A 2,034-nucleotide genomic window follows, 5' to 3' on the forward strand; every position below is an offset into this window, starting at 1 on the left:
ATCCGCGCCTGCGCTGCCGGCGCTGTCGTCGCCCAGCACCGCGGCGCGACGACGACTGCTCTCTCGCCCACCTCGATCGCGGCGCTCGTGGCGTCGCGCTGAGGTCAGTCCGAGGCGGCAGCGTCAGCCGTCGCCGCGCTCTCGGCCGTCTCGCCGGCGAAGGTGTACTCGCCGGCGCGCAGACGATCCAGCAGGTCGAGCAGCCACTGCTTCTCCGCAGTGAGACGCGCGGTGGAGAGGTCGAAGATCTCCCGCACGTACTTCGGGGTGGTCTCGGAGCGCAGGGTGTCCTGCACATCGAAGCCGTTCTGCGTGATGATCGCGTCGCTCTTGATGAGGCGGTGCTCGAGGCCGGCGATCACCTCCTGCCGACTCAGCACGAACATGAACGAGGCCACGGTCATGATGGCCTGGGTGTCGAACGCCGCGACGTTCCAGAGGTTCTCGCGCAGCATCCGCTGCAGCTCCACCTCGCCGGCCGGAGTGATGCGGTACGTCGTGCGGGCGGGGCGCTTGCCCTCGGCCTCGGTGCCGCTCTCGGCAATGTACCCGTCGACCTCGAGGGCACGCAGGGCGTTGTAGATCGATCCGGGCTGGATGTGCGCCCATTCGTCGACATGCCACGTCATGAGCTCGCGGCGGAGGAAGTATCCGTGCACGGGCTGGAACTGCTTCACGGCGCCGAGGACGACGAGGCGGGTGGTCGACATGACCCTCATGCTAACGGCTGGCCTCGCAGATTCCTGTTGTTTGCATGATCAAAGTTGCCTATTATCAATACTAGTCAAAGTTGACTAACGAAAGGAAGCCGAAATGACGACTGCCGTGACCGACGCCCTGCCGCGCGACCTCGCCCTCCGCCGGGCCTTCTCGGTGTATCCGACCGGTGTCGTGGCCCTCGCCGCGCACATCGACGATCGAGCCGTCGGGATGGCGGTCAACTCCTTCACCTCGATCTCGCTCGAACCTGCACTCGTCGCGATCAGCGCAGCCCGCACGTCGAAGACCTGGCCGGTGCTGCGCACGGTGCCCGAGCTCGGCATGAGCGTGCTCGCCGCGCACCATGAGCCACTCAGCCGCTCGCTCTCGGCGCGTGAGGGCGACCGGTTCGGCGGACACGAGTGGCAGCGCACCGACGGGGGAGCCGTGCTGATCGCGGATGCGGCGCTCTGGCTCACCTGCCGCCTGCACAGCACGTTCGACGGCGGGGATCACGAGATCGCCCTGTACGAGATCGCCGACGTCACGCTCTTCGACGATGTCGAGCCCCTGGTCTTCCACCAGAGCCGCTACCGGTCCATCGCCGCGCCCGAGAGCGCGTGAGCGCTCCGCCGCTCGGGGCGATCGTCGGAATGGTCGTCCCGGGTGACGGTCGGGGGCGTGAGCTCGGCTTCCCGACGGCGAACCTGGAAATGGACGAGGGAGACCTCCCTGAGGACGGGATCTACGCGGCCTGGGCGCGGATCGACGACGATCAGCCGCTCTGGGCGGCGAGCGTGAGCGTCGGTGCGAATCCGACGTTCGACGGCGACCGTGCGCGACGTGTCGAGGTGCACCTCCACGATGCGGATCTCGACCTGTACGGCCGGCGCTTGTTCGTGACCCTCGTTGCACTCGTGCGCCCGACCCTGCGCTTCGACGGCGTCGACGCGCTGATCGCGCAGACCGCCGAAGACGTCATCCGCTGCCGAGCGCTGCTGGCTGATCGCGCTCGGGTCCGCTCCTGACCCCCTGCTCCGGTCGCAGTTGCTGCCGTTCAGAAGCCGCGCGGGCGGTACGAAGCGCGACCGGAGGCGTCGGAGCCGGGGAGGCTAGACCGCGTTCCAGCGCAGGCGCGGATCCGCGAGGAACTCCGTGAGGGGGATGGTCGCATCGGCGACCGGGAACATCGTGACCAGCAGCGGGGTGGTGCCTGCGGTCGGCGCGACCGCGTAGGCGAGAGCGGTCGGGCCCTGCACTGCACCGAGGGCCAGCCTGGCCTCGCGGGCGTCGATCACCTGGGTCGCGCCGGCAGCGGGGGTGGCGAGGAGTGCG

At 68.8% G+C, this 2,034-nt stretch carries 4 protein-coding genes; 2 read left to right on the forward strand and 2 right to left on the reverse strand.

Features of this window, described 5'->3' with window-relative positions; all coding sequences use genetic code 11:
• Positions 1 to 104: 104 nt before the first annotated feature.
• The gene (locus tag DSP71_RS13185) at positions 105 to 710 is read right to left on the reverse strand and encodes a PadR family transcriptional regulator (RefSeq protein ID WP_061017351.1); all 606 of its coding nucleotides are present in this window, start codon (positions 708 to 710) and stop codon (positions 105 to 107) included.
• A 103-nt stretch (positions 711 to 813) separates the two neighbouring features.
• Here DSP71_RS13185 and DSP71_RS13190 point away from each other — a divergent pair, with 103 nt between their 5' ends.
• Positions 814 to 1,323, forward strand: coding sequence for a flavin reductase family protein (locus DSP71_RS13190; protein WP_058633058.1), 510 nt, complete (start codon positions 814 to 816; stop codon positions 1,321 to 1,323).
• Entirely contained in the window at positions 1,320 to 1,727 is a 408-nt protein-coding gene (locus DSP71_RS13195) for a riboflavin kinase (RefSeq protein ID WP_113681307.1), read from the forward strand. Before DSP71_RS13190 ends, DSP71_RS13195 begins: the two co-directional genes overlap by 4 nt.
• Positions 1,728 to 1,811: 84 nt before the next feature.
• Here DSP71_RS13195 and DSP71_RS22315 read toward each other — a convergent pair.
• Positions 1,812 to 2,034 (reverse strand): hypothetical protein (locus DSP71_RS22315; protein WP_181800734.1); only part of this gene is annotated, 223 nt, incomplete at its 5' end.

Source organism: Microbacterium sp. H6 (assembly GCF_003314775.1).
Lineage (GTDB): Bacteria > Actinomycetota > Actinomycetes > Actinomycetales > Microbacteriaceae > Microbacterium > Microbacterium oxydans.